A 20,979-nucleotide genomic window follows, 5' to 3' on the forward strand; every position below is an offset into this window, starting at 1 on the left:
TAGAGAAAAGCGACTGCGAGCGCAATGGGCGCGGCCGCCCGATCACCCGCGAATGCCGGCGCGGCCGGAGACGACCATGATCGTCGCCGTCATGGTTGCGACGAGCTTGGGATTGCGGTCGCCATCGATCGCATAGGCCTGACCGTCGGCGACGATGATGGTGCGGCCCGGCTTGGTGACGGAGCCGCGGAAAAGGAAGCGGTCACCCTTGCCAGGCGAAAGGAGATTGACCTTGAACTCGATCGTCAGCACGGCGGCGTCGGCCGGCATCAGCGAATAGGCCGCGTAGCCGCAGGCAGAATCGAGCGCGGTGGAAATCATGCCGGCATGGAGATAGCCGTGCTGCTGGGTCAACGATGTCTGATAACCCATTTCGATCTCGACGATACCTGGCGTTACGCTGGTCAGGGAAGCGCCGATCGTGCGCATCACCTCCTGGCGCGCGAAGCTCTCGCGTACGCGTTCCTCGAAATCGCCATCCGGCTTCAAGAGATCGGTCATGGGTCACCTTCATGCTGTGATGCGCTTATTGCAGAGCAGCATGACGGTGGCAATCGGGCTTCCGCAAGGCTTCTACGCCTGTATCATGCCAGCCGTTCGAATGACGGGAGGGCTGAGCCATGGACGGGGTTACCGGAGGCTGCGTGTGCGGCAAGCTGAGGATCGTTGCAACGGCGCGGCCATACCGGGTCGGTCTTTGCCACTGCCTGACATGCCGCAAGCATCACGGGGCATTGTTCCATGCATCGGCGATCTTTCCAGCCGATGCCGTAACGGTCGAGGGCGAGGCGCGCGGCTACAATGGCCGGTTCTTCTGTGCCGATTGCGGTTCGCCCGTCTTCGGTCGCAGCGGCGACGAGACCGAAGTGAACCTTGGGGCGCTGGATGCGCCCGACCGGTTCATGCCGACTTATGAGTTGTGGACCGTGCGTCGGGAATCGTGGTTGCCGCCCTTTCCCCTCAAGCATCGCTACCAGCACGATCGGAAAGGCGAAGGCCGAGCGGAGGACTAGTCCTGCAAATTTGCCTTGAATTCCTGTATGACACAGCCGTTGGAATGGATGCAGGTGGCCTTCAGGCGGACATCGCCGATGCTCTTGAAGCCATGCCAGATACACGCTTCGACCAGCACAAGGTCGCCGGGTCCTGCGATGTGTTCGTCGTCACCGACCACGAAACGCGCTGCCCCTTCATGGATGACCCACATCTCCGGATAGGGGTGGCGGTGAAGCCCAGGCCCCTCTCCTTTCGCGGTGTCGATGAGGAAGAGCGAGACCGGCGCGCCGTGCTCGCCGCCTTCGAAGAGGACTGTACCCCCGGGTGACGGTTTCTGGTCGGAACGGCTCAGGATCATGGGCATCGCAGACCTCTTGCGTGATGGCGCCAAGGAATGGCGCGCGGGCACGCAAACGTCAATTCAGCAGCCAGATCGAGCCGTTGAGGAGAGTCGCGAAGGCGACCCATGCGGCATAGGGCAGGAAGAGGACGGCGGACGTCCGGTCGCGATGCCAGTTGATGCGGACGAAGGCGAGGATCGAGGCCAGCAGCACGACGATGATGAGGAACGCAAGGCCAATCTGGTTGAGGGTGAAGAAGACCGGCGACCAGAGGAAGTTGAGGCCGAGTTGCAGCCACCAGACGGACATCGCGCCGCCGGTGCGCTCCGCGTTCCAGACCCGCCAGCCGGCGACGGCGATCAGGACGTAGAGGATCGTCCAGACCGGCCCGAAGATCCAATTCGGCGGGTTGAAGGGAGGCTTGGCGAGCGCCTGATACCATTCGCCGGGAACATTGTTGATGCCGATCAGCGAGCCGCCGCCGACGACGAGGATGACGAAGAGGGCAAGAGTAAGGAAACGGGTCATGGGGCGCTCCGGCGGTGATTGCCGAGCATCTGGCGCTTTCGACGGAAAGGTCAATCGATGCGGGAGCCGCTGTAAGCGGTTGAGAAGGGGGCGGGTCGCGGAATGGCAACTTTGTTTCAGGTCTGCCTTTACGAACTGCGCTCCAGCACTGCCACGAAGAAGCCGTCCGTACCGGTGCGATGCGGTGAGAGGACGATGCCGCGCGCGGGAGCGATCCGTGCCTTGTCCGACCGGCCGGGAAAGACCGCGTCGAAATGGGCCGCATGATCGACGGGCGTGAAATCCGGGTCGGCGGCGACGAAGTGGTCGATCTGGGCGCCGTTTTCGGCGTCGAAGACCGAACAGGTGACGTAGACGAGGCGGCCCCCCGGCTTCACGAAGCGTGCGGCCTTCTGGAGGATTTCGGCCTGTTCGCCGGTGCGGATTTCGAGCTGTCGGTCGGTCAGACGCCATTTGGCGTCGGGACGTCGCCGCCAGGTGCCGGAGCCGGTGCAGGGCGCGTCGATGAGAACGAGGTCCATCTGGCCTTCATGGCCCGACAGGCCGGCGGCGCCTGCCACGACCTGCGCGTTGCGGACCCCCGCCCGTTTCAGCCGGTCGAAGATCGGCGCCAGCCGCGACTTGTCGGCGTCGTGGGCGAAAATCTGGCCCTTGTTCGCCATCGCGGCGGCGAGCGCGAGCGTCTTGCCGCCGGCGCCTGCGCAATAGTCGAGCACCTGCATTCCGGGCCCGGCGCCCGCGAGTGCGGCTGCCATTTGCGAACCCTCGTCCTGAACCTCGAACCACCCTTTCTGGAAGGCCGGCTCGACCTGAACGTTCGGATGGCGCCCTGCGCCTTCAATGGGCGCAATGCGCAGGCCATGCGGCGCGATGGTCGTTTCCTGTGCGCCGGTCTGCTTCAATTCGGAGGCGACACGATCCATCGGGGACTTGAGCGTATTGACGCGCATGTCGAGCGGGGGACGGGCAGCGAGTGCAGCGGTTTCGGCGATCCAATCCTCGCCAAAGGTCTTGCGCAGAAGGGACTCGCACCAGTCGGGACAGTCCGCCTGGACGAGCGCGGGCGCGTCAGCGAGTCTATGCTGCGACAGGGCCTCGGCTTCATCCGCGGTGGGCGGTTCGGGCGCGAAGCGGTCGCCTTCGACCGCGGCAGCGATGTCTGCGGCGGACATTCCGTTTTCGAGGGCCAATGCTCCGAGCGCCATGCCGCGCGGGGTGTCGGAGCCGGCGAGCCAGCCGGCGGACCGTTTGCGGCGTAGCGCGTCATAAACGATGTTGCCGATGGCGGCGCGATCACCCGCACCGGCGAAGCGATGCGACAGTCCCCAATCCTTCAGAGCCTCGGCCGCCGGCCTGTGGCGGGCCTCCATGTCGGTCAAAACCTCTATGGCTGCTGCCAGCCTGCCGCCCAAACGCATGTCGTCATCCTGTAGTCGGTTGCCCGGATAGGCGCTTGCTAGCGGGAGCGGACGCGCGCGGCAACAGGAAAATCGGCGGTAAAAAAAGAGGAAGGCCGGGCAAATGCCCGGCCTTCGATCTGTATTTGGCAACTACGATCAGGCGGCCTTGCGGCGCGCTTCTTCCTTCAGGTCGAAACGGTCGAGTTCCATGACCTTGACCCAGGCGGCGACGAAGTCCTTGACGAATTTTTCATTCGCGTCGGCGCTGCCATAGACTTCGGCAAAGGCGCGGAGTTGCGAATGCGAGCCGAAGATCAGGTCCGCCCGCGTTGCGGTCCAGCGCTTCTCGCCCGTCTTGCGGTCATTGCCCTCGAACACGCCGTTCGAGCCTTCGATGCCCTTCCACTTCGTGCCCATGTCGAGCAGGTTAACGAAGAAGTCGTTGGTGAGTTTGCCGGGCCGCTCGGTCAGGACGCCATGCTCGGGACTGCCGACCTCAAGGACGCGTAGACCGCCGACGAGCACGGTCATCTCCGGCGCGGTAAGCTGGAGCAACTGGGCACGATCGACCAGATGTTCCTCGACCGACATGATCGGGTTGCGCACGTAGTTGCGGAATCCATCGGCCTTCGGCTCCATGTAGTCGAAGGATTCGACCTCTGTCTGTTCCTGCGTTGCGTCCATGCGGCCCGGCGTGAACGGAACCGTCACGTTATGGCCCGCATCCTTCGCCGCCTTCTCCACCGCGACGGAGCCGGCAAGCACGATCAGGTCGGCCAGCGACACCTTCCTGCCCCCCGCATTGAATTCACCCTGGATCAATTCCAGCGCGGCGAGCACCTTGGCGAGTTCGGCGGGGCGATTGACGTCCCAGTCCTTCTGCGGGGCAAGGCGGATACGCGCGCCATTGGCGCCGCCGCGCTTGTCGGATTCGCGGAAGGTCGATGCCGACGCCCATGCGACGGAGGCAAGTTCCGACACCGTGAGCCCTTTGGCGGCGATCTTCTGCTTCAGCGCCGCGATGTCCGATGCATCGACGAGCGGGTGGTCGACTTCGGGAATCGGGTCCTGCCAGATCAGCGGCTCCTTGGGCACCAGCTTGCCGCGATAGAGCTTCAGCGGCCCCATGTCGCGATGGGTCAGCTTGAACCATGCCTTGGCAAAGGCCAGCGCAAACTCCTGCGGATTGGCATGGAAACGGCGTGAGATGCGGTCATATTCGGGATCGGTGCGCAGCGCCATGTCGGCGGTCGTCATCATCGGGGCGTGCTTCTTCTGGCCGTCATGGGCGTCCGGCACCTTGCCGTCGCCGGTCGTGCCGACCGGCTTCCACTGATGCGCGCCGGCCGGGCTCCGGGTCAGTTCCCATTCATGACCGTAAAGCGTGTCGAAGAAGGTCATGTCCCAGGTGATCGGCGTCGGCGTCCATGCACCTTCGATGCCGCTGGTGATGGTATGGCCGGCCATGCCGCTCTCGAAGGTTGAAGCCCAGCCGAGACCCTGATGCTCGATCTCCGCGCCTTCAGGCTCGGAGCCGACATGGTTTGCGGGACCTGCGCCGTGCGCCTTGCCGAAGGTGTGGCCGCCGGCGACCAGCGCGACGGTCTCCTCGTCGTTCATCGCCATGCGGCCGAAGGTTTCGCGGATATCGCGCGCCGACTTCATCGGGTCCGGATTGCCGTCCGGGCCTTCCGGATTGACGTAGATCAGGCCCATCTGAACGGCGCCGAGATCGCCGTGAAGCTCACGGTCGCCCGAATAGCGGCTGTTGGCGTGCGAACTGTCGGCCAGCCACTTGTCCTCGGCGCCCCAGTTCACGTGATTTTCCGGCTCCCAGGTATCGGCGCGGCCGCCGCCGAAGCCATAGGTCTTGAAGCCCATGGATTCGAGCGCGACGTTGCCCGTCAGGATCATCAGGTCGGCCCAGGACAGCTTGCTGCCGTATTTCTGCTTGATCGGCCAAAGCAGGCGGCGGGCCTTGTCGAGATTGCCGTTGTCCGGCCAGCTATTGAGCGGCGCAAAGCGCTGCTGGCCGCGCCCGCCGCCGCCGCGTCCGTCACCGATCCGGTAGGTGCCGGCGCTGTGCCAGGCCATGCGGATGAAGAACGGGCCGTAATGGCCGTAGTCGGCCGGCCACCAGTCCTGCGAATCGGTCATCAGCGCATGAAGATCCGCGATGACTGCATCGAGGTCGAGGCTCTCGAACTCTTTCACATAGTCGAACGCCTCGCCCATCGGATTGGCATCCGGCGTGTTCTGGTGCAGCACGCTGACATTGAGCTGGTTCGGCCACCAGTCGCGGTTCTGCCTCCCTCTCGAATGCGGAATGGGGCACTTTCCTGCGCCCTTGTCGTCAACCTTGGCGTCCATGATCATATCTCCCTGGCGAAATTGCTCGGTGGCCCGAAATCGGAATTCCAAACTTGCTTTAGAGTGGAGATATTCGACCGGAATGATAATTTCAAATTGCGATTTCTTGGATCGACGATAATTTGTCATTATGATCAAGGTGACCATCCGGCAGATGGAATATTTCGTTGCGCTCGCCGAAACGCAGCATTTCGGCCGCGCGGCGCAGCTTGCCGGCGTCACGCAACCGGCGCTTTCCGCACAGATCGCGGAGATGGAGGACAAGCTGGGAACGCGACTGTTCGAGCGTACGCGGCAAGGCGTAACGCTGTCGGAGGACGCGCAGTCGCTTTTGCCGCGCATCGAGCGCGTGCTGGCTGAAATGCACGAGATCGAGGGGCTCGCGCGGCGCGAGCGCGGGGCGATGTCGGGCCGGTTGCGGCTCGGGGTCATCCCCACCGTCGCGCCCTACCTTCTGCCCGCCATCCTGCCGGCGATCGGTGCGCGCTTTCCCGATCTTTCGCTTGAATTGAAGGAATCGGTGACCTCGACGCTCGTCGAAGAGACTCTCGCCGGACGGCTCGATGCGTTCATCGCCGCCCTCCCCCTCGACGACGCGCGGCTTGCCTCTGCGCCGATGCTCGATGACGGCTTCCTGCTCGCCGTGCCCCAGAACGACCCGAATTTCATCGAGCCGCCCGTCCCGCCCGAGAGCCCGCAGCTCGAACGGTTGATCCTTCTCGAAGAAGGACATTGCCTGCGCGATCAGGCGCTCGCGATCTGCGGATCGGTCAAGCCGCTCGCCATGTCGAATTTCGGCGCGACGAGCCTGACGACACTTTTGCAGATGGTGGCGCATGGCCAGGGACTGACGCTGGTGCCGGAGATGGCTCTGGCGGCCTCGCGGGCACTGCCGGGCGTCAAGTTCGTCCCGTTCTCCGCACCGATTCCCTCGCGGACGATCGGCATGGCTTGGCGAAAGCGGGCCGCGCGCGAGGCAGATTTCCGCGCCCTCGCCGAGACGATCGGCGCGCTGGCTAGATAATGGCGATCGCCAGCCAGATCCACATGATCGCCAGAACGAGGAAGCCCAGCGAGAAGGCCGGCTGGCGATAGCGGATGCGGTTCGACGTCACGTGGATATAGGCGTGGACGTAACGCGAGAGAACGAAGATCCAGGCAAGGAGGACGGCGAAGAGACCGGCCGCACCGACGGCGTAGAGCGCCAGACAGCAGGCGTGAAATAGGATCGGCAGTTCGAACTGGTTCGTCAGATTGTTGCGCACGAAGAGACTTTCGGGCGGCTCGTTCGTATTCTCGCGGAACTGCGAAATCTTGGTCGAACCGGCCTGAACGGCAGCCTTGCGGCGCAGGAACATCAGGACATATATGGCGTAGACCAGCGCGACATGCGCCAGCATCGGCCAGAAGATTGCGGTCTGGTTCATAGCCCCTCTCAACTCATACCGGGATAGTTCGGACTTTCGCGGGTAATCGTCACGTCATGCGTGTGGCTCTCGCGCCAGCCGGCGTTGGAGATGCGCACGAAGGTGGCGCGGTTGCGCAGTTCGGCAAGGTTCGGCGCGCCGACATAGCCCATCGCCGCCTTGAGGCCGCCGACGAGTTGGTGGAGGACGCCGGCGACCGGGCCCTTATAGGGCACCTGGCCCTCGATGCCCTCCGGCACCAGCTTGAGCGTATCGCGGACCTCGGCCTGGAAGTAACGATCGGCCGAGCCGCGCGCCATCGCGCCGACCGAGCCCATGCCGCGATAGGATTTGTAGGAGCGGCCCTGATGCAGATAGACCTCGCCGGGGCTTTCGTCGGTGCCGGCCAGAAGCGAACCGACCATTGCCGCCGACGCGCCGGCCGCGAGCGCCTTGGCGAGGTCGCCCGAGAACTTGATGCCGCCATCGGCGATGACGCCGACGCCGGACTTGTCGGCTTCCTCGGCCGCGCCCATTATGGCGGAAAGCTGCGGCACGCCGACGCCGGCGACGATGCGGGTGGTGCAGATGGAGCCCGGTCCGATGCCGATCTTGACCGCATCAGCCCCCGAATCGATCAGTGCTTTGGTCGCCTCGGCCGTCGCGACGTTGCCGGCGATGATGCGCACCGAGTTCGACATCTTCTTGGCGCGCAGCACTGCGTCGAGGACGCGTTGCGAGTGACCGTGGGCGGTGTCGATGACGATCAGGTCGACGCCGGCGTCGATCAGGCGTTCCGCGCGCTCGAAGCCGTCATCGCCGACGCTGGTGGCGGCAGCGACGCGCAGGCGACCCTGCGCATCCTTGGAGGCGTTGGGGTTGAGCTGCGACTTCTCGATGTCCTTGACGGTGATGAGGCCGACGCAGCGTCCGTCGCCGTCGACGACCAGCAGCTTTTCGATGCGGTGCTGGTGGAGAAGGCGCTTGGCCTCGTCCTGACTGACCGTTTCCTTGACCGTGATCAGATCGCGATGCGTCATCAGTTCGCGGACCGTCTGCGCCGGGTCGGAGGCGAAGCGGACATCGCGATTGGTCAGGATGCCGACGAGGCGGCCGGTGCGGTGACCGCCGGTGCCGCCATTCTCGACGACCGGGATGCCCGAAATCCCGTGCGCGCGCATCAGTGCCTGCGCATCGCCGAGCGTGGCGTCGGGGCCGATCGTGACCGGATTGACGACCATGCCGCTTTCGAACTTCTTGACCTGGCGGACCTGTTCGGCCTGTTCGGCGGGAGAGAAATTGCGGTGAACGACGCCGATGCCGCCGGCCTGCGCCATGGCGATGGCGAGCCGCGAATCCGTAACCGTGTCCATGGCGGCCGACAGGATCGGGATGTTCAGTTCGATGTCGCGGGCGATGCGGGTGGAGACATCCGTCTGTCCCGGCATCACATTCGAATGGCCGGGCTGCAACAGCACGTCGTCGAAGGTGAGCGCGATTGCGCCGGTTGCGGATTCGATGATTTTCGCCATTGCCATTCCTCGCCGGGAAACTTGGATTGGCGGCGGCTCGTAACACGTCCCCTGCCATATGGGAAGCGCTGCGGTGCAGCATGACTGCTCATTTTCGTCGCTCCGACCAGGTCAGGCCGCGAGCACCATCGCCCAATAGCGCTGGGCGGGATCGCGCGGATCGGTGACATAGCCAAGGCCGAAACGTGAAAATTTCGCATCGAGCATGTTGCGGCGGTGACCGGGCGAATTCATCCAGATGTCCATGACGCGAACGAGGTCCATTCGGCCGCGGGCGAGATTTTCCGCCGCGGCGCCATTGGTGTTCACCTTGCCCATGCGCGTCTGAAACGAACGGCCGATGCCGGTGTCGTGCGCCATCCGGCCCGATTGCGCCATGTAGCCGGCCTGGACGATCGCCGCCGTCTCAAGCTCGCGGTCGGCGCGGACCGCGCCCAGCGAATTGGCTTCGCGGATGCCGGCGAAGAGCGGCGTCCCTTCGCGGCTCATCCGCACGCTCTCGCCGGACGGTCCTCGGGACAGGCATCCCGCCAGCGGCGCAAGCACGATTGCCGCGCTACCCAGAACGAGAAGCCGGCGGCGATCGATCGTCGTTTCCGTCATGAATATCCGTCGAAGATGTCTTTCGTCGCGTCGTCCTTTTCCGGGCGATTGCGGCGAAGCTTGGGCGTTACGCAAATCCCGGCCGCAAGCAAGCGGCCGGGATTTGCGGGATTGCGGCAAGATTACAGATCGAACTGATAGGTCGCCGGAACGTAGCGGTACCCCGGATCGACCTTCTCGACATAGCCCACAGCCGGAAACGGCATGTGATAGCCGATGAAGGGAATGCGATCGGTGGCGATCATGTCGAACAGGCGCTTGCGCGTCTCGACCGCCATGTCCTTGTCCATATCGAAGCGAACATGCCAGTCGGGCCGCATCAGCGAGGCGACATAGTGATTGGCCGCGTCGGCAACCAGCATCAGGCGGCGCCCGCCGCTTTCGACCGAAAATGCCAGATGGCCGGGCGTATGTCCGAAGGCGGCAACCGCCGAAATGCCCGGCACCACCTCGTCGCCATCCCCGATAAAGGTCATGTTCTCGGCCAGCGGCACGACATTCGCTTCGACCGCCTGCGCGGCATTGGCGGTCTGGCCTTCGGCACGCTCAGGCGCCGTCCAGAAGTCGTATTCGGCCTGCCCGGCGACGTAGCGGGCATTGGCGAAGGCCGGCTCGCCGCCTTCCATCAATCCGCCAATATGGTCGCCGTGAAAGTGAGTGAGGACGACGATATCGATCTCGTCGGGCTGATGGCCGGCAGCCTGCATCCGCTCGCGCAACTGGCCAAGCCCGTTGGCGCGTGCGCCCTCGCCCAAACCGGTGTCGAACAGGACCTTTTCCGCCCCGGTATCGATGACGACCGGCGCGAAGCCGTTGACGAACTGGTCGGGGGGAAGAAAATTTGCCTCCATCAGTTCCGCGACGGCCGTCGCCTCCTGATCCTCGCCAAAGATCGGATGCGGGCCTTCCGAGGGACGTCCGCCATCGAGGATCGTGGTGACGCGAAAATCGCCGAGCTTGAAATTGTGGAAGCCCGGATTGGCGAGTTCCGATGCGGTCGCGATCTGCGCGCTTGCGGCGCGGACCATGATCTGCGGAGCGGTCAAGGCCATCGCGGCTCCTCCTGCCAGCTTGAACATCGTTCGACGATCGGTCGTGCCTGTCATCGACTTTCTCCCTGCATTGTTTAGCGATGCCGCATCAAATGGACCAGACCTCGACAGCGGCAAACGCTCTCACACAGAAGTGAACCGTTCACATGTGCAATTGTGCAGACAGCGCGCTGCGTGTTAGGTGCGCGCCCATGCTCCCGCTCGCGCGCCTTTCCACCGGACGCTCTTCTTGAACCGCACCATTCCGCTCATCCTCGCGGTCGCGCTGTTCATGGAGCAGATGGATTCGACCGTCATCGCGACGTCGCTGCCCGCGATCGCAGCCGATATCGGGACGAGCCCGATCACGCTCAAGCTTGCGCTCACCTCCTATTTCGTGGCGCTAGCGATCTTCATTCCGATCTCGGGCTGGATGGCCGATCGGTTCGGCGCCAAGCGCGTCTTTCGCATCGCCATCGGCGTCTTCGTCGTCGGCTCGATCTTCTGCGCCTTTGCCAATTCGCTCGAAGCCTTCGTCGGCTCGCGCTTCCTGCAAGGCATGGGCGGCGCGATGATGACGCCGGTGGGACGTCTGGTTCTCGTGCGGGCGACGCGGCGCGACCAGCTCGTCTCGGCGATGGCCTGGCTGACCGTACCGGCGCTGATCGGACCCTTGATCGGCCCGCCCGTCGGAGGTTTCATCACCACCTATTTCACCTGGCACTGGATCTTCCTGATCAACGTGCCGATCGGCGTCCTCGGCATCATCGTCGCCGGTCGCGTGCTGCCGGAAATGCCGGGCGGAATCGCTGCACCGATCGACTGGCGCGGCTTTACGCTGGCAGCACTCGCGGCGGCGGGAATCGTGTTCGGTCTGTCCGTCGTGTCGCTGCCGGCGCTGCCGCCTGTCGTCGGCGTCGCGACGCTCGTCATCGGCACTGTCGCATCCGTGCTCTATGTGCGGCATTCGCGCGCGACGTTGTCACCGATCCTTGATCTGAGGCTGTTCGACAATCCGGTGCCGCGGATCGCGATCCTGTCGGGCTCGATCTTCCGGATCGGCGTCGGCGCGACGCCGTTCCTGCTCCCGCTGATGTTCCAGCTTGCCTTCGGGCTCGACGCGTTCCAGTCGGGGCTATTGACGTTTGCAAGCGCGATCGGTGCGATCTCTCTGAAGTTCTTCGCGACCAGAGCGCTGCGCGCATTCGGCTTCCGCACGGTTTTGCTCATCGCCGTCATCGGCGGGGCGAGCCTGATCGCGGTCAACGGGTTCTTTACGCCCGCCACGCCCTATGCCGTCATCATCGGAACGCTGATCGTCGCGGGCTTCCTGCGCTCGCTGTTCTTCACATCGAACAATGCGCTCGTCTTCGCGGAGATCGACGACAGCCAGGCCAGCCAGGCGACGGCCATCGCCGCCGTCTCGCAGCAGATTTCGATCGCGCTCGGCGTGGCGGTCGCCGGCATGTTGCTCGAAGCGCATCATCTTTGGACCGGCGAACCGATCGGGCTCGACGCCTTCTCCTTCGCCTTCTTTGCGGTCGGCGGGCTGGCAGCACTCGCGATCCTGCCGATCCTCGGCCTGTCTCACACGGCCGGCCGAACAGTGTCCGGTCACGGCCTCACGAGGCACAAGGACGATCAGGCCTCGCTACCGGGCGCGTGATCCCCATCCGGCTCCGGCCGGCCCTTGAAATCCTTGGCCAGGATGAAGAGTTCGACCGAGGCGTCGCGCGAGGCCGGCGGCTTGACGTGGTGAACGGTTCGGAAGTGGCGCTTAAGAAGATCGAGCAGCGCATTCTCCGTTCCGCCCTGGAATGTCTTGGACAGGAAATGCCCGCCGGGCTTCAAAACCGAAATGGCAAAATCGGCGGCGACCTCGCACAGGTGCATGGTGCGGATGTGGTCCGTCCGGCGATGGCCGGTGGTCGGGGCCGCCATGTCGGAGATGACGAGATCGGGAGCGCCGCCGAGCGTCTCCATGAGACGCTTCGGCGCGTCATCGTCGAGGAAATCCATCTCCAGAAGCGCAGCGCCCGGCACCGGATCGACATGCAGATAGTCGATGCCGACGACCGTGGGCGCGTCGAGGGGCGACTGCACGCGAGCGGCCGCAACCTGGCACCAGCCGCCCGGGGCCGCCCCCAGATCGAGGATTTTCTGGCCGGGCTTCAGGAGGTTGTACTTGTCGTCGATCTCGATCAGCTTATAGGCCGCGCGCGAGCGGTATCCGTCTGCCTTGGACCGGTGGACGTAAGGATCGTTGAGATGGCGTTCGAGCCAGCGGCGCGACGAGTTCTTGAGGCCGCGCTTCTTTTTCACGCGGGTCTTGAGCGCGCGGGCGCCTGTCGGGCCGGAGCCGGGTTTGACGGGTTTCGTCATGCGTTCAACGGTCTCTTTTTTCGGGCCCGGCGCCAGACTCCATCGTCGGCCATGAGTTCGGACAACATGCCTTCACGAAGGCCCCTGTCGGCAACGCGCAGGCGCTTCGACGGCCAGACGCGGCGGATGGCTTCGAGGATCGCGCAGCCGCCGAGGACAAGATCGGCGCGGTCGGCGCCGATACAGGGATTGGCGACGCGCTTTTCGAATTCCCAGTCGAGCAGGGTCGCGATCATCGCATCGACCTCGGCATTCTGAAGCCACAGGCCGTCGACGCGGCGGCGGTCATAGCGCTCCAGCCCAAGATGGATGCCGGCGAGCGTCGTCACCGTGCCCGACGTGCCCAGAAGATGAAAGCCGTCATCGGCAAGGACATGCGAAAGCCGGTCGCGGCCTTCGAACCGGTCCAGCATGTCGGCGACGTCGTCCACCATGGAATCGAAAACCTCGCGCGTCACATGCCGGCCGCCGAACCGCTCGGCGAGCGAGACGACGCCGACGGGCAGCGACGTCCAGGAGACGATGTGGTTGGCAAGGCGCGGCGTGCGGTGGCGCGAGACGTCGACCAGCGCGATCTCCGAAGAGCCGCCGCCGATGTCGAACAGGACGACGCCCTTGGTGCCGCGCTCGACCAGCGAGCCGCAGCCGGAGACGGCGAGCCGCGCCTCGGTCTTGCGGTCTATGATCTCCAGCGACAGGCCAGTCTCGCGCCTGACGCGGGCAATGAACTCCGCGCCGTTCGCAGCCGAGCGACAGGCTTCGGTCGCGATCAGGCGGACGCGCTTCAGGCGCCGGTTGCGCAGTTTGTCGGCACAGACCTTGAGCGCCTCGACGGCGCGGTCCATGGCGGCGTCGGACAGGCGGCCGGACGCCGTCAATCCCTCGCCCAGCCGCACGATGCGCGAGAATGCGTCGATGACGCGGAACTGGCCGCCCTTGCCGGGGATGGCGACCAGCAGGCGGCAATTGTTGGTGCCGAGATCGAGCGCGGCATAGACATGCGCCTCGCCGCCATTGGCATCGCGGCCGTTGAAACGACCGGCCATCGGCGGGGGAGATGGTGCGGCTGCGGCCTGTTTGGGCTGCGGTTGCGGCTGCGGCGGCTGTTGCTTTGCCTCGACTGGATGCATCCCGTTCCGGGAGGCATCGTCGCGCGCGAACACCTTGCGGCCCCGCTTGCGCTTGCGCCTTTTACGCGCCTTGACGGGCTTCTCGCCCATCTTGTCGTCGGATCTGCCATTGGCATGAGGCTGCGCATCCGCACCGCGCCCACCATGCGGCGGCCGCGAATACCTTTTGCCGGCGTCGCCACGCGGCTGGCGCGCCCCGTCCGACGGCACGTCATTGCCGTATTCGGGGTCTGTCACTCGATTCCCTTCGGCGCCGCGCCAGCACACAAAGCCGGCTTGCAGGCGCTCCTGACTTTCACGTTGGCTAAAGTGTAACAGCCCTTGCTGCGTTCACCAAGCCCGCCGCACGCCGGATGTCGCAATGAAAAGCATCGCCAGGATTGCGAAGGCCGCGACGACGAAGAACGCTTCTGCCCGCCCGGATCGCGGAGCGCCGACGATGGTGCGCGCGGGACCTGCGCCCAGGCCCCGCGCTTCCATGGCGATCGCGGCGCGGTTGGCTCTACGGATGGCGAAGGCGAGAAGCGGGACGACGAGCGACGCCGTCTCCAAGGGACCGGGAATGCGGCGCGGGGCGCGGCCTTTCTTCATCGCGCGGGCAAGACGAATCTGCTGCGCTTCGGATGCGAGGTCCGGCACGAGATGCAGCGCGGAAAAGAGCGCGTATCCGATGCGCGGTGAGAGCCGCCAGTTCGCCATCAGCGCCTTGATGAAGCGGCCGGGCTCGGTCGTCAGCACGAAAACGGCCGAGACCATGCCGCAGGCGATGGCGCGCAGGAAGAGGACGATGCCGGCCGAAAAGGCGGGCGAACCGAACGGCGTCTCGGCGGCCATGCGCGTGGCGAAATCGCTTTCCTCGCGAAAGAGCGTCGCGGTCGTCAGGAACCCGAAACCGAACAGCGCGAAAGGAACCATCAGCGCGAGAACGAGCAGCGGCGAGCGGCGTTCGATGAAGATCAGCGTGAGAGCCGCGAGAGCGATGATGCCAGCCTGAAAGCGCGGATCGAAGACGGCGATGGAAGCGGCGAGCCAGACGAGACAGACTATGAGCTTGGGCAGGGGATGAAGCGCGCTCAGCATGGTGCGGTCTCCATCCAGTCGGCCAGCCGGAGGAGTTCAGGCGCGTACAGGCCCGCCTTGCCGAGAAGTTGGTGGTCTCGGAGGATGTCGCGGAGCGGCGCGTCGGCAGCAAGCGATCCGTCATGCAGAACGATGCCGCGCGAACAGGTCTTCAGCGCGAAGTCCATGTCGTGGGTTATGACGATGACCGCCCTGCCCGCCGACGCAATCTTCGCGATGCGCGATGCGATCTCGTCGCTGGCGGCGGCGTCGAGGCCGGCGGTTGGCTCGTCGAGGACGAGGAACGGCCAGCGCTTATCCGCCGTCAGAGCGGCGAGCGCGAGGCGGCGCTTCTGGCCTTGCGACAGTTCGAAGGGGTGCTGCGTGGCGACTTTTTCGAGACGCCAGGCAGAGAGGAGCGAGTCGACATGTATCGAGCTCCTGCCGAGGATCGATTGGAGTTCCGCGCGGACGCTGGCTTCGGTGAATTGCGTTTCGGGTCGCTGGAACGCGAAGCCGCCGGCGGGACCGGTTCGGGTTCCGCCCCTGAGGCGCAAGAGACCGGCGAGCGTCGCGCCGAGCGTTGACTTGCCCGCACCGTTGTGGCCGAGAAGCGCGATGGTCTCGCCGGGGCGGATCTGAAGCGTGACGTCGTGCAGGACGGGCTTGGCGAAAAGCGGCGCGCAGGCGGCGCGGTCGAGTGTCACCAGCGCTTCGCCGATTGGCGGCACCGGCTCGGCGATGCGGTCCGAGAGGAAATGGCGGATCACCGTGCCGGCGGCGGATCGATCGCCCGGCGACAGCCGGTCCAGGGCGGCGATGATCTCAGCAAGTGTCAAAGGCGGTGGCTCGAGGACAATCCCGATCCCGTGCAACAGCCGGTCGAGGTCGGATGCCAGCGGGCGCCAGATGCCTTCCAGCGCAAGGCGTTCGCCATGTATGCGGAAGATGTCGCGCGGCGGGCCTTCGGCAATCAACAGGCCGTCGCGGCCGATGATCGCAACACGGTCGATCATGTCGATCAGTCCGTCGAGGCGGTGGTCGATCACAAGCGATGTGCGGCTCTCTTCGCCGATGACGGCGTGAAGCCGCGCGGCGGCCTGAGGCGACAAATGCGCAGTGGGTTCGTCGGCGATGAAGAGTTCGGCCTCCTGGGCCAGCGCGGCGGCGAGCGCGACGACCTGCTTTTCGCCGCCGGAGAGCGACGTGGTGCGGCGTATGCGCCAGTTTGCCGGTATGCCGACCCTTTCAAGCGCGCGTTCGACGCGGACGGCGATTTCGCCAGCCGCGAGCGCCCGGTTTTCGAGCGCGAACGCCACTTCGTCGCCGACCGTCATTCCGCAAAGGGTCTGGTCGGCGTCCTGGAAGAGTTGGGCGACGGACGACGACCATTGCGCCGGCGATCGGCTTGCGGCCGGTTCGCCGAGCGTTGCCACCTCGCCGCCCACCTCGGCCGGGATCGTGGCCGGAACCAGTCCCGTCACCGTGCCCAGCAGCGTGGACTTGCCGCAACCCGACGGACCGAGGATCAGGAGCCGCTCGCCCTTCCTGAATTCGAGCGACACCGGGCCGACGGCGAGGTTGTCGGCGTAGGGATAACGGACGGCGACCTCTCGCCATGCGACGGCCGGCGCCGCGTCAGGCGCGCTGAAGGCGACGTTCATGGTCGATCTTCAGGCCGGAGAGCACGCCGGTCTTGTAAAGCGCCTCGACGACGAGATGGCCGGCGAGCCCGCCGAGGATCGCACCGCTCAGGCAACGCAGCGCGAACATGGTGACGAGCAGGCCGGGGGCCAGCGCGCCGTAGTCGAAGCGGACCCAGGTATAGGCGAAGGAGGCGACCGCGGCGCCGACGCCGGCCAGCATCAGCACCGGCAGGCGGTAGTTCTTCCAGCGCGTGGCGGCAAATACGGCTTCGGCGCCCGCGCCCTGCACGAGACCGGTGACGAGCAGCAAAAGTCCGGCCGGGCTGCCGAGAAGCACCTGCACGAGCGCGGCCAGCACTTCCGACAGGAGCGCTGCGCCCGGCTTGCGGATGATGGCGGCGGCGATGATCGAGACGATGAACCAGAAGCCCATCACCACATCCATGGTGACGGCGCCGAAGATCGCCTGCGCGATCAGCCAGACCTGCACCCAGGCCAGATAGAGAACGCCGAAGACGGCACCGAGAACGGCGACGATGAGGATTTCGCGCAGGGTCCAGCCGCGAGTGGTCAGCATGACGATGTTTCCTTGGAACGAGAGCGGCGCGCCTTCCGGCGTGCCGGAGGGACGAAAATCAGCCGATCCTGGTCGGACTGTTCGCGGAGACGGTCAGGTCGAGCGCGACATGGCCGTTGGGGGCGCCGAAGCGCAGGAATGCTTCGCTCAAAGTGGCGAAGACCGGGCCGGCGTCGCCGCGCAGCTTGGTGCAGAAGTTCTTCGACTTCTCGAACACGCCGGACGACTTCAGGAAGTCGATGCAGCCATAGATCTCTTCCATGTGGTGGCTGCCGCCAAGCGGATAGAGCGAGAACTGGGCCGCGACCTCGATTTCTGTCAAGCCTGCCTTCGCGACCGCATCACGCGCGGCGGCGATTCGTTCGTCAAGCGGAGCGGCCGTGCCGAAATGGGCCGAGGGCGTACAGATGTCGTCGTCCGGTTCGCCCGGACAGCCACGCGAGACGGCGGCGGAAAGGACGCAATGGACCCCCGCTCCGGAGGCCGACACGAAGAGGTCGCGCATGGCCGGGAAGATTTCCTCCGGCGGACCGACGATCAGCGTCGAGACGTCGTCGGTCTCGATGCGGAAGCGTGGCCGGTATGGCTCAAGCGCGTCGACGGCCTCGAGGATGACCGCGACGAAATCGTCGCACATCGGATAAAGGGAAAGTTGGGCACCTGAAAACATGAACCGCCTCGCTCCGCTGGTATTACCCAGATCAGCTTGAGGGTCCGCAAGCATGTCGCTTCGCGTCTCAGCCCCGGCATTACGGAGCACCCCTGTGGAATGGCGGCAGGGGTAACATCGCATTTGCCGGCTTGGCAAGGGGGTATCTGCCAAGCCGGCAATCGCTGAACTTTAAGCCAGACGCAAGGCAGCGGCGCGGCGATGGCCTTCCATGCCTTCGGTCGCGCTCTGGCGGATGGCGGGCGGGGCCACGGCCGCGACGCCCCGCGCGTCGAGCCGTTGATGGGTGCAGATCTTGACGTAGGACCCGACCCAAAGCCCGCCCGTGTAGCGCGCCGCCGCCATGGTGGGCAGCGTGTGGTTGGTGCCGCAGCACTTGTCGGAATAGACCACGCTCGCCTCGCGCCCGATGAAGAGCGAGCCGTAATTGCGCAGCTTGCTTGCGGTGGCCTGCGGATCGATCGTGTGGACTTGCAGGTGCTCGGCGGCGATGAAGTCCGAATAGGCCAGCATCGCGGCCTCGTCGGCGCAGACGACGATCTCGCCATAGTCGCGGAAGGCGGGGCCGGCGACATCGGCGGTCGGCAGGTCCTTCAACTGCCGGTCGACCTCGGCAAGGGTCGCGTCGGCCAGTTTGCGGTCGGTCGTGATCAAACCGACGCGGGTGCGGACATCGTGCTCGGCCTGCGCCAGCATGTCGGTCGCGATCATGGCCGGATCGCCGGAGGCGTCGGCGACAACGTAGATTTCGCTCGGGCCGGCCAACTGGTCGATGCCGACCGCGCCGAACACCTGACGCTTCGCCTCATTCACGTAGGCGTTGCCCGGTCCCACGATCTTGTCGACGCCCGGCACGCTTTCGGTGCCGTACGCCATCGCCGCAATGGCTTGCGCGCCGCCGATGCGGAAGATGCGGTCGGCGCCGGAGAGATGACAGCCGGCGATCATCGCCGGATGGGCGCCGGGCGGCAGGCAGGCAACGACTTCCGAGCAGCCCGCGACCTTGGCGGGCACCAGCGTCATCACCGGGGCAGACAGGATCGGGTAGCGCCCGCCGGGCACATAGGCGCCGACCTTCTCGATCGGGATGACGCGGTGGCCCAGATGCAGACCAGGCAGTGCCTCGTAGTCGAGCGGCTTGATCGTCCGCATCTGCGCGACGGCGAATTCGCGGACGCGCTCGATGGCGAATTCGGTATCGGCGCGTGTCTGCCGGTCGAGGCCGGCGACCGCCGCCTTGCGTTCGGCGGCCGAGACTTCGAGCGTTTCGACGTCGAGCTTGTCGAAACGGCGCGCATAGTCGCGGACGGCGTCATCACCCTTGTCGCGAACGGCGGCGAGGACTTCGCGGACGGTGGTTTCGACATCGCCCGTGTCAGTGACGGCGTCGCGCGTCGGCGCTTTCACATGGTCGATCTTGGCCCTGAGGGCATCGGGAAGCTTGCGCATCGAGAACTTTCGCCTGAGAGGATCGAAAGCATTGTGCGCAAGGTCGCGCTTGCCACAAGCGAACGGCAGAGCCTTGTCGATTAAACTCACCACGCATAGGCTGCACCGGAAGGAGATAACGATGCCGCGAATTGGAACCAAGCTGCACGAACTGCGCCGCCGGCGATCGCTCAGCGTGCGCGAGGTGGCGAAGCGGTCAGGGGTGTCACATTCGGCGATTTCGCTGATCGAGCGTGACCGGATGAGCCCGTCGGTCGATACGCTGACGGCCATCCTCGATGCGCTCGGCACGACGCTTACCGGATTCTTTCTCGACCTCCAGTCCAACCTGCCGGCTTCGCCTTTCTACGGCACGGCCGATCTGGTCGAAATCGGTCGTGCGGATACGATTTCCTACCGCATGATCGGCGCCAACCATCCCAACAGGCAACTCCTGATGCTGCATGAATCCTACGCGCCGGGCGGCGATACGGGCGAGGCTTTCTCGCACTCGGCGCAGGAGGCAGGCATGGTGCTGACAGGCGCGATCGAGATCACGGTGGGAGAGGAACGGCGTGTTCTCGCGCCCGGCGAAGGCTATTATTTCGACAGCCGCCTGCCCCACCGTTTCCGCAACGTCTCGGACGGCGAAAGCACGATCCTTTCCGCCATCACACCGCCAACCTATTAGCTCGAATTGGTGATAATTCTGTCCAGCAAAGGTTTGGCGGTTTCAACTGCCCAATTCTATGATTGGATATCCAAAATTCATAACGCAGGGGAAGAAAATGAAATCGACAGTCAAACGTCTTGCGCTCGCCTCCTCCTTCGCCGTTCTCGCCATCGCCTCGTCCTCGGCCCAGGACAGGAACCTGACCATCGTCTCTTGGGGCGGCAACTATCAGGACGCACAGCGCGCGATCTATTTCGAGCCCTTCACCGCCGAGACCGGCACGACCGTCACCGAGGAATCCTGGGACGGCGGCTATGGCGTGATCGCAGCCAAGATGGAAACGCGCCCGGCCGACTGGGACATCGTGCAGGTGGAGACGGAAGAACTCGCGCTCGGCTGCGCCGACGGCATGTACGAGACCGTCGACTGGGAAGCGCTCGGCGGCGAGGACAAATTCCTGCCGGCTGCCGTGCATGAATGCGGCGTCGGCGCGATCGTGTGGACGACCGGCCTGTCCTATGACGCGGAAAAACTGACCGAAGCGCCGACCGGCTGGGACGATTTCTGGAACACCACCGAAATTCCCGGCAAGCGCGGCCTGCGCCGCGGCCCGAAATACTCGCTCGAATTCGCCCTAATGGCGGACGGCGTTCCCGTCGACGAGGTCTATGAGGTGCTTGGGACCGACGAAGGCGTCGACCGCGCCTTCGCCAAGCTCGATGAAATCAAGGGTGATATCGTGTGGTGGGAAGCCGGCGCACAGCCGATCCAGCTTCTGGCTTCGGGCGAAGTCGTGATGACGACGGCCTATAACGGCCGGCTTGCGGGCATCAACAAGACCGAGGGCACGAACTTCCAGATCGTCTGGCCAGGCTCGATCTACGCGATCGACTCGTGGGTGGTCCTGAAGGACTCGCCCAACAAGGATGCGGCGTTCGAGTTCATCAATTTCGCCAGCCAGCCGGAAAACCAGGCCAAGCTGCCCGAATTCATCGCCTACGGTCTGACCAATGTCGAAGCCGGAGCAGCGCTCGCGCCGGAAGTGGCGGACGAACTTCCGACCGCGCCCGAAAACCTCGAAGGCGCGATCGCGCTCGACGGCGACTTCTGGGTCGACAATATCGAAGAACTCAACGAGCGCTTCAACGCCTGGCTCGCCCAGTAGGCGAAAGCGATGGCGCGCCCTGTGCAGGGGTGCGCCCTTTAT

21 protein-coding genes and 1 riboswitch are annotated in these 20,979 nt (G+C 64.9%); of the genes, 5 read left to right on the forward strand and 16 right to left on the reverse strand.

Going from position 1 to position 20,979, the window contains the following annotated elements; genetic code table 11:
- Positions 1-42: 42 nt before the first annotated feature.
- On the reverse strand, positions 43-501 hold the full coding sequence (locus PZ895_RS07385) for a PaaI family thioesterase (RefSeq protein ID WP_275838376.1): 459 nt from the start codon (positions 499-501) through the stop codon (positions 43-45).
- 119 nt (positions 502-620) lie between these two features.
- On the opposite strand from PZ895_RS07385, the gene PZ895_RS07390 reads away from it, so the two are divergent.
- Complete coding sequence (locus tag PZ895_RS07390) at positions 621-1,013, forward strand: GFA family protein (protein WP_275838377.1); 393 nt, start codon at positions 621-623, stop codon at positions 1,011-1,013.
- Here the strand turns inward: PZ895_RS07390 and PZ895_RS07395 are convergent.
- The 4 genes from PZ895_RS07395 to katG all read right to left on the reverse strand — a co-directional run bounded on the left by PZ895_RS07395 (position 1,010) and on the right by katG (position 5,635).
- Positions 1,010-1,360, reverse strand: coding sequence for a cupin domain-containing protein (locus tag PZ895_RS07395; RefSeq protein WP_275838378.1), 351 nt, complete (start codon positions 1,358-1,360; stop codon positions 1,010-1,012). The two genes, PZ895_RS07390 and PZ895_RS07395, sit on opposite strands and share 4 nt — an antisense overlap.
- A 52-nt stretch (positions 1,361-1,412) precedes the next feature.
- Complete coding sequence (locus tag PZ895_RS07400; RefSeq protein WP_275838379.1) at positions 1,413-1,865, reverse strand: TspO/MBR family protein; 453 nt, start codon at positions 1,863-1,865, stop codon at positions 1,413-1,415.
- A gap of 128 nt (positions 1,866-1,993) precedes the next feature.
- Positions 1,994-3,283: an RsmB/NOP family class I SAM-dependent RNA methyltransferase gene (locus PZ895_RS07405; protein WP_275838380.1), complete on the reverse strand. Its 1,290-nt coding sequence runs from the start codon at positions 3,281-3,283 to the stop codon at positions 1,994-1,996.
- A 138-nt stretch (positions 3,284-3,421) separates the two neighbouring features.
- Complete coding sequence (gene katG / locus PZ895_RS07410; protein ID WP_275838381.1) at positions 3,422-5,635, reverse strand: catalase/peroxidase HPI; 2,214 nt, start codon at positions 5,633-5,635, stop codon at positions 3,422-3,424.
- A gap of 130 nt (positions 5,636-5,765) precedes the next feature.
- On the opposite strand from katG, the gene PZ895_RS07415 reads away from it, so the two are divergent.
- Positions 5,766-6,659, forward strand: a complete 894-nt coding sequence (locus tag PZ895_RS07415) for a hydrogen peroxide-inducible genes activator (RefSeq protein WP_275838382.1) — start codon at positions 5,766-5,768, stop codon at positions 6,657-6,659.
- Here PZ895_RS07415 and PZ895_RS07420 read toward each other — a convergent pair.
- The 4 genes from PZ895_RS07420 to PZ895_RS07435 form a co-directional block, all read right to left on the reverse strand.
- On the reverse strand, positions 6,652-7,062 hold the full coding sequence (locus PZ895_RS07420; RefSeq protein WP_275838383.1) for an MAPEG family protein: 411 nt from the start codon (positions 7,060-7,062) through the stop codon (positions 6,652-6,654). The genes PZ895_RS07415 and PZ895_RS07420 overlap by 8 nt on opposite strands.
- A gap of 8 nt (positions 7,063-7,070) precedes the next feature.
- Positions 7,071-8,573, reverse strand: coding sequence for an IMP dehydrogenase (gene guaB / locus PZ895_RS07425; protein ID WP_275838384.1), 1,503 nt, complete (start codon positions 8,571-8,573; stop codon positions 7,071-7,073).
- 111 nt (positions 8,574-8,684) lie between these two features.
- A complete protein-coding gene (locus tag PZ895_RS07430; RefSeq protein WP_275838385.1) occupies positions 8,685-9,176 on the reverse strand; it encodes a CAP domain-containing protein in 492 nt (163 codons plus the stop codon).
- A 122-nt stretch (positions 9,177-9,298) separates the two neighbouring features.
- Positions 9,299-10,282 carry an MBL fold metallo-hydrolase gene (locus tag PZ895_RS07435; RefSeq protein WP_275838386.1) on the reverse strand — a complete coding sequence of 328 codons (984 nt, stop codon included), beginning with the start codon at positions 10,280-10,282 and terminating at the stop codon, positions 9,299-9,301.
- A gap of 175 nt (positions 10,283-10,457) precedes the next feature.
- Here PZ895_RS07435 and PZ895_RS07440 point away from each other — a divergent pair, with 175 nt between their 5' ends.
- Positions 10,458-11,873 (forward strand): MFS transporter, encoded by a 1,416-nt coding sequence (locus PZ895_RS07440; RefSeq protein ID WP_275838387.1) that lies wholly within the window; start codon positions 10,458-10,460, stop codon positions 11,871-11,873.
- Here PZ895_RS07440 and PZ895_RS07445 read toward each other — a convergent pair.
- From PZ895_RS07445 to hisD, 7 genes are all read right to left on the reverse strand, one after another.
- The gene (locus tag PZ895_RS07445) at positions 11,849-12,589 is read right to left on the reverse strand and encodes an RlmE family RNA methyltransferase (protein ID WP_275838388.1); all 741 of its coding nucleotides are present in this window, start codon (positions 12,587-12,589) and stop codon (positions 11,849-11,851) included. The genes PZ895_RS07440 and PZ895_RS07445 overlap by 25 nt on opposite strands.
- Positions 12,586-13,956 (reverse strand): Ppx/GppA phosphatase family protein, encoded by a 1,371-nt coding sequence (locus tag PZ895_RS07450; protein WP_275838389.1) that lies wholly within the window; start codon positions 13,954-13,956, stop codon positions 12,586-12,588. Before PZ895_RS07450 ends, PZ895_RS07445 begins: the two co-directional genes overlap by 4 nt.
- 93 nt (positions 13,957-14,049) lie before the next feature.
- Positions 14,050-14,799 carry an energy-coupling factor transporter transmembrane component T gene (locus PZ895_RS07455; protein WP_275838390.1) on the reverse strand — a complete coding sequence of 250 codons (750 nt, stop codon included), beginning with the start codon at positions 14,797-14,799 and terminating at the stop codon, positions 14,050-14,052.
- On the reverse strand, positions 14,793-16,442 hold the full coding sequence (locus tag PZ895_RS07460; RefSeq protein WP_275838391.1) for an ATP-binding cassette domain-containing protein: 1,650 nt from the start codon (positions 16,440-16,442) through the stop codon (positions 14,793-14,795). The genes PZ895_RS07455 and PZ895_RS07460 overlap by 7 nt, the downstream gene beginning before the upstream one ends.
- The gene (locus PZ895_RS07465; protein WP_275838392.1) at positions 16,417-17,001 is read right to left on the reverse strand and encodes an ECF transporter S component; all 585 of its coding nucleotides are present in this window, start codon (positions 16,999-17,001) and stop codon (positions 16,417-16,419) included. Before PZ895_RS07465 ends, PZ895_RS07460 begins: the two co-directional genes overlap by 26 nt.
- 58 nt (positions 17,002-17,059) lie before the next feature.
- Positions 17,060-17,671, reverse strand: a complete 612-nt coding sequence (locus PZ895_RS07470; protein ID WP_275838393.1) for a YkoF family thiamine/hydroxymethylpyrimidine-binding protein — start codon at positions 17,669-17,671, stop codon at positions 17,060-17,062.
- Positions 17,662-17,775, reverse strand: a riboswitch (TPP riboswitch). It overlaps the preceding gene by 10 nt.
- Before the next feature lie 67 nt (positions 17,776-17,842).
- Entirely contained in the window at positions 17,843-19,120 is a 1,278-nt protein-coding gene (gene hisD, locus PZ895_RS07475) for a histidinol dehydrogenase (RefSeq protein WP_275838394.1), read from the reverse strand.
- Between the two features lie 121 nt (positions 19,121-19,241).
- On the opposite strand from hisD, the gene PZ895_RS07480 reads away from it, so the two are divergent.
- Both PZ895_RS07480 and PZ895_RS07485 read left to right on the forward strand, forming a co-directional pair.
- A complete protein-coding gene (locus PZ895_RS07480; protein WP_275838395.1) occupies positions 19,242-19,790 on the forward strand; it encodes a cupin domain-containing protein in 549 nt (182 codons plus the stop codon).
- A 97-nt stretch (positions 19,791-19,887) separates the two neighbouring features.
- Positions 19,888-20,937 carry an ABC transporter substrate-binding protein gene (locus PZ895_RS07485; RefSeq protein WP_275838396.1) on the forward strand — a complete coding sequence of 350 codons (1,050 nt, stop codon included), beginning with the start codon at positions 19,888-19,890 and terminating at the stop codon, positions 20,935-20,937.
- Positions 20,938-20,979 lie beyond the last annotated feature (42 nt).

Source organism: Mesorhizobium sp. YIM 152430, from assembly GCF_029210365.1.
Taxonomy (GTDB): domain Bacteria; phylum Pseudomonadota; class Alphaproteobacteria; order Rhizobiales; family Rhizobiaceae; genus Aliihoeflea.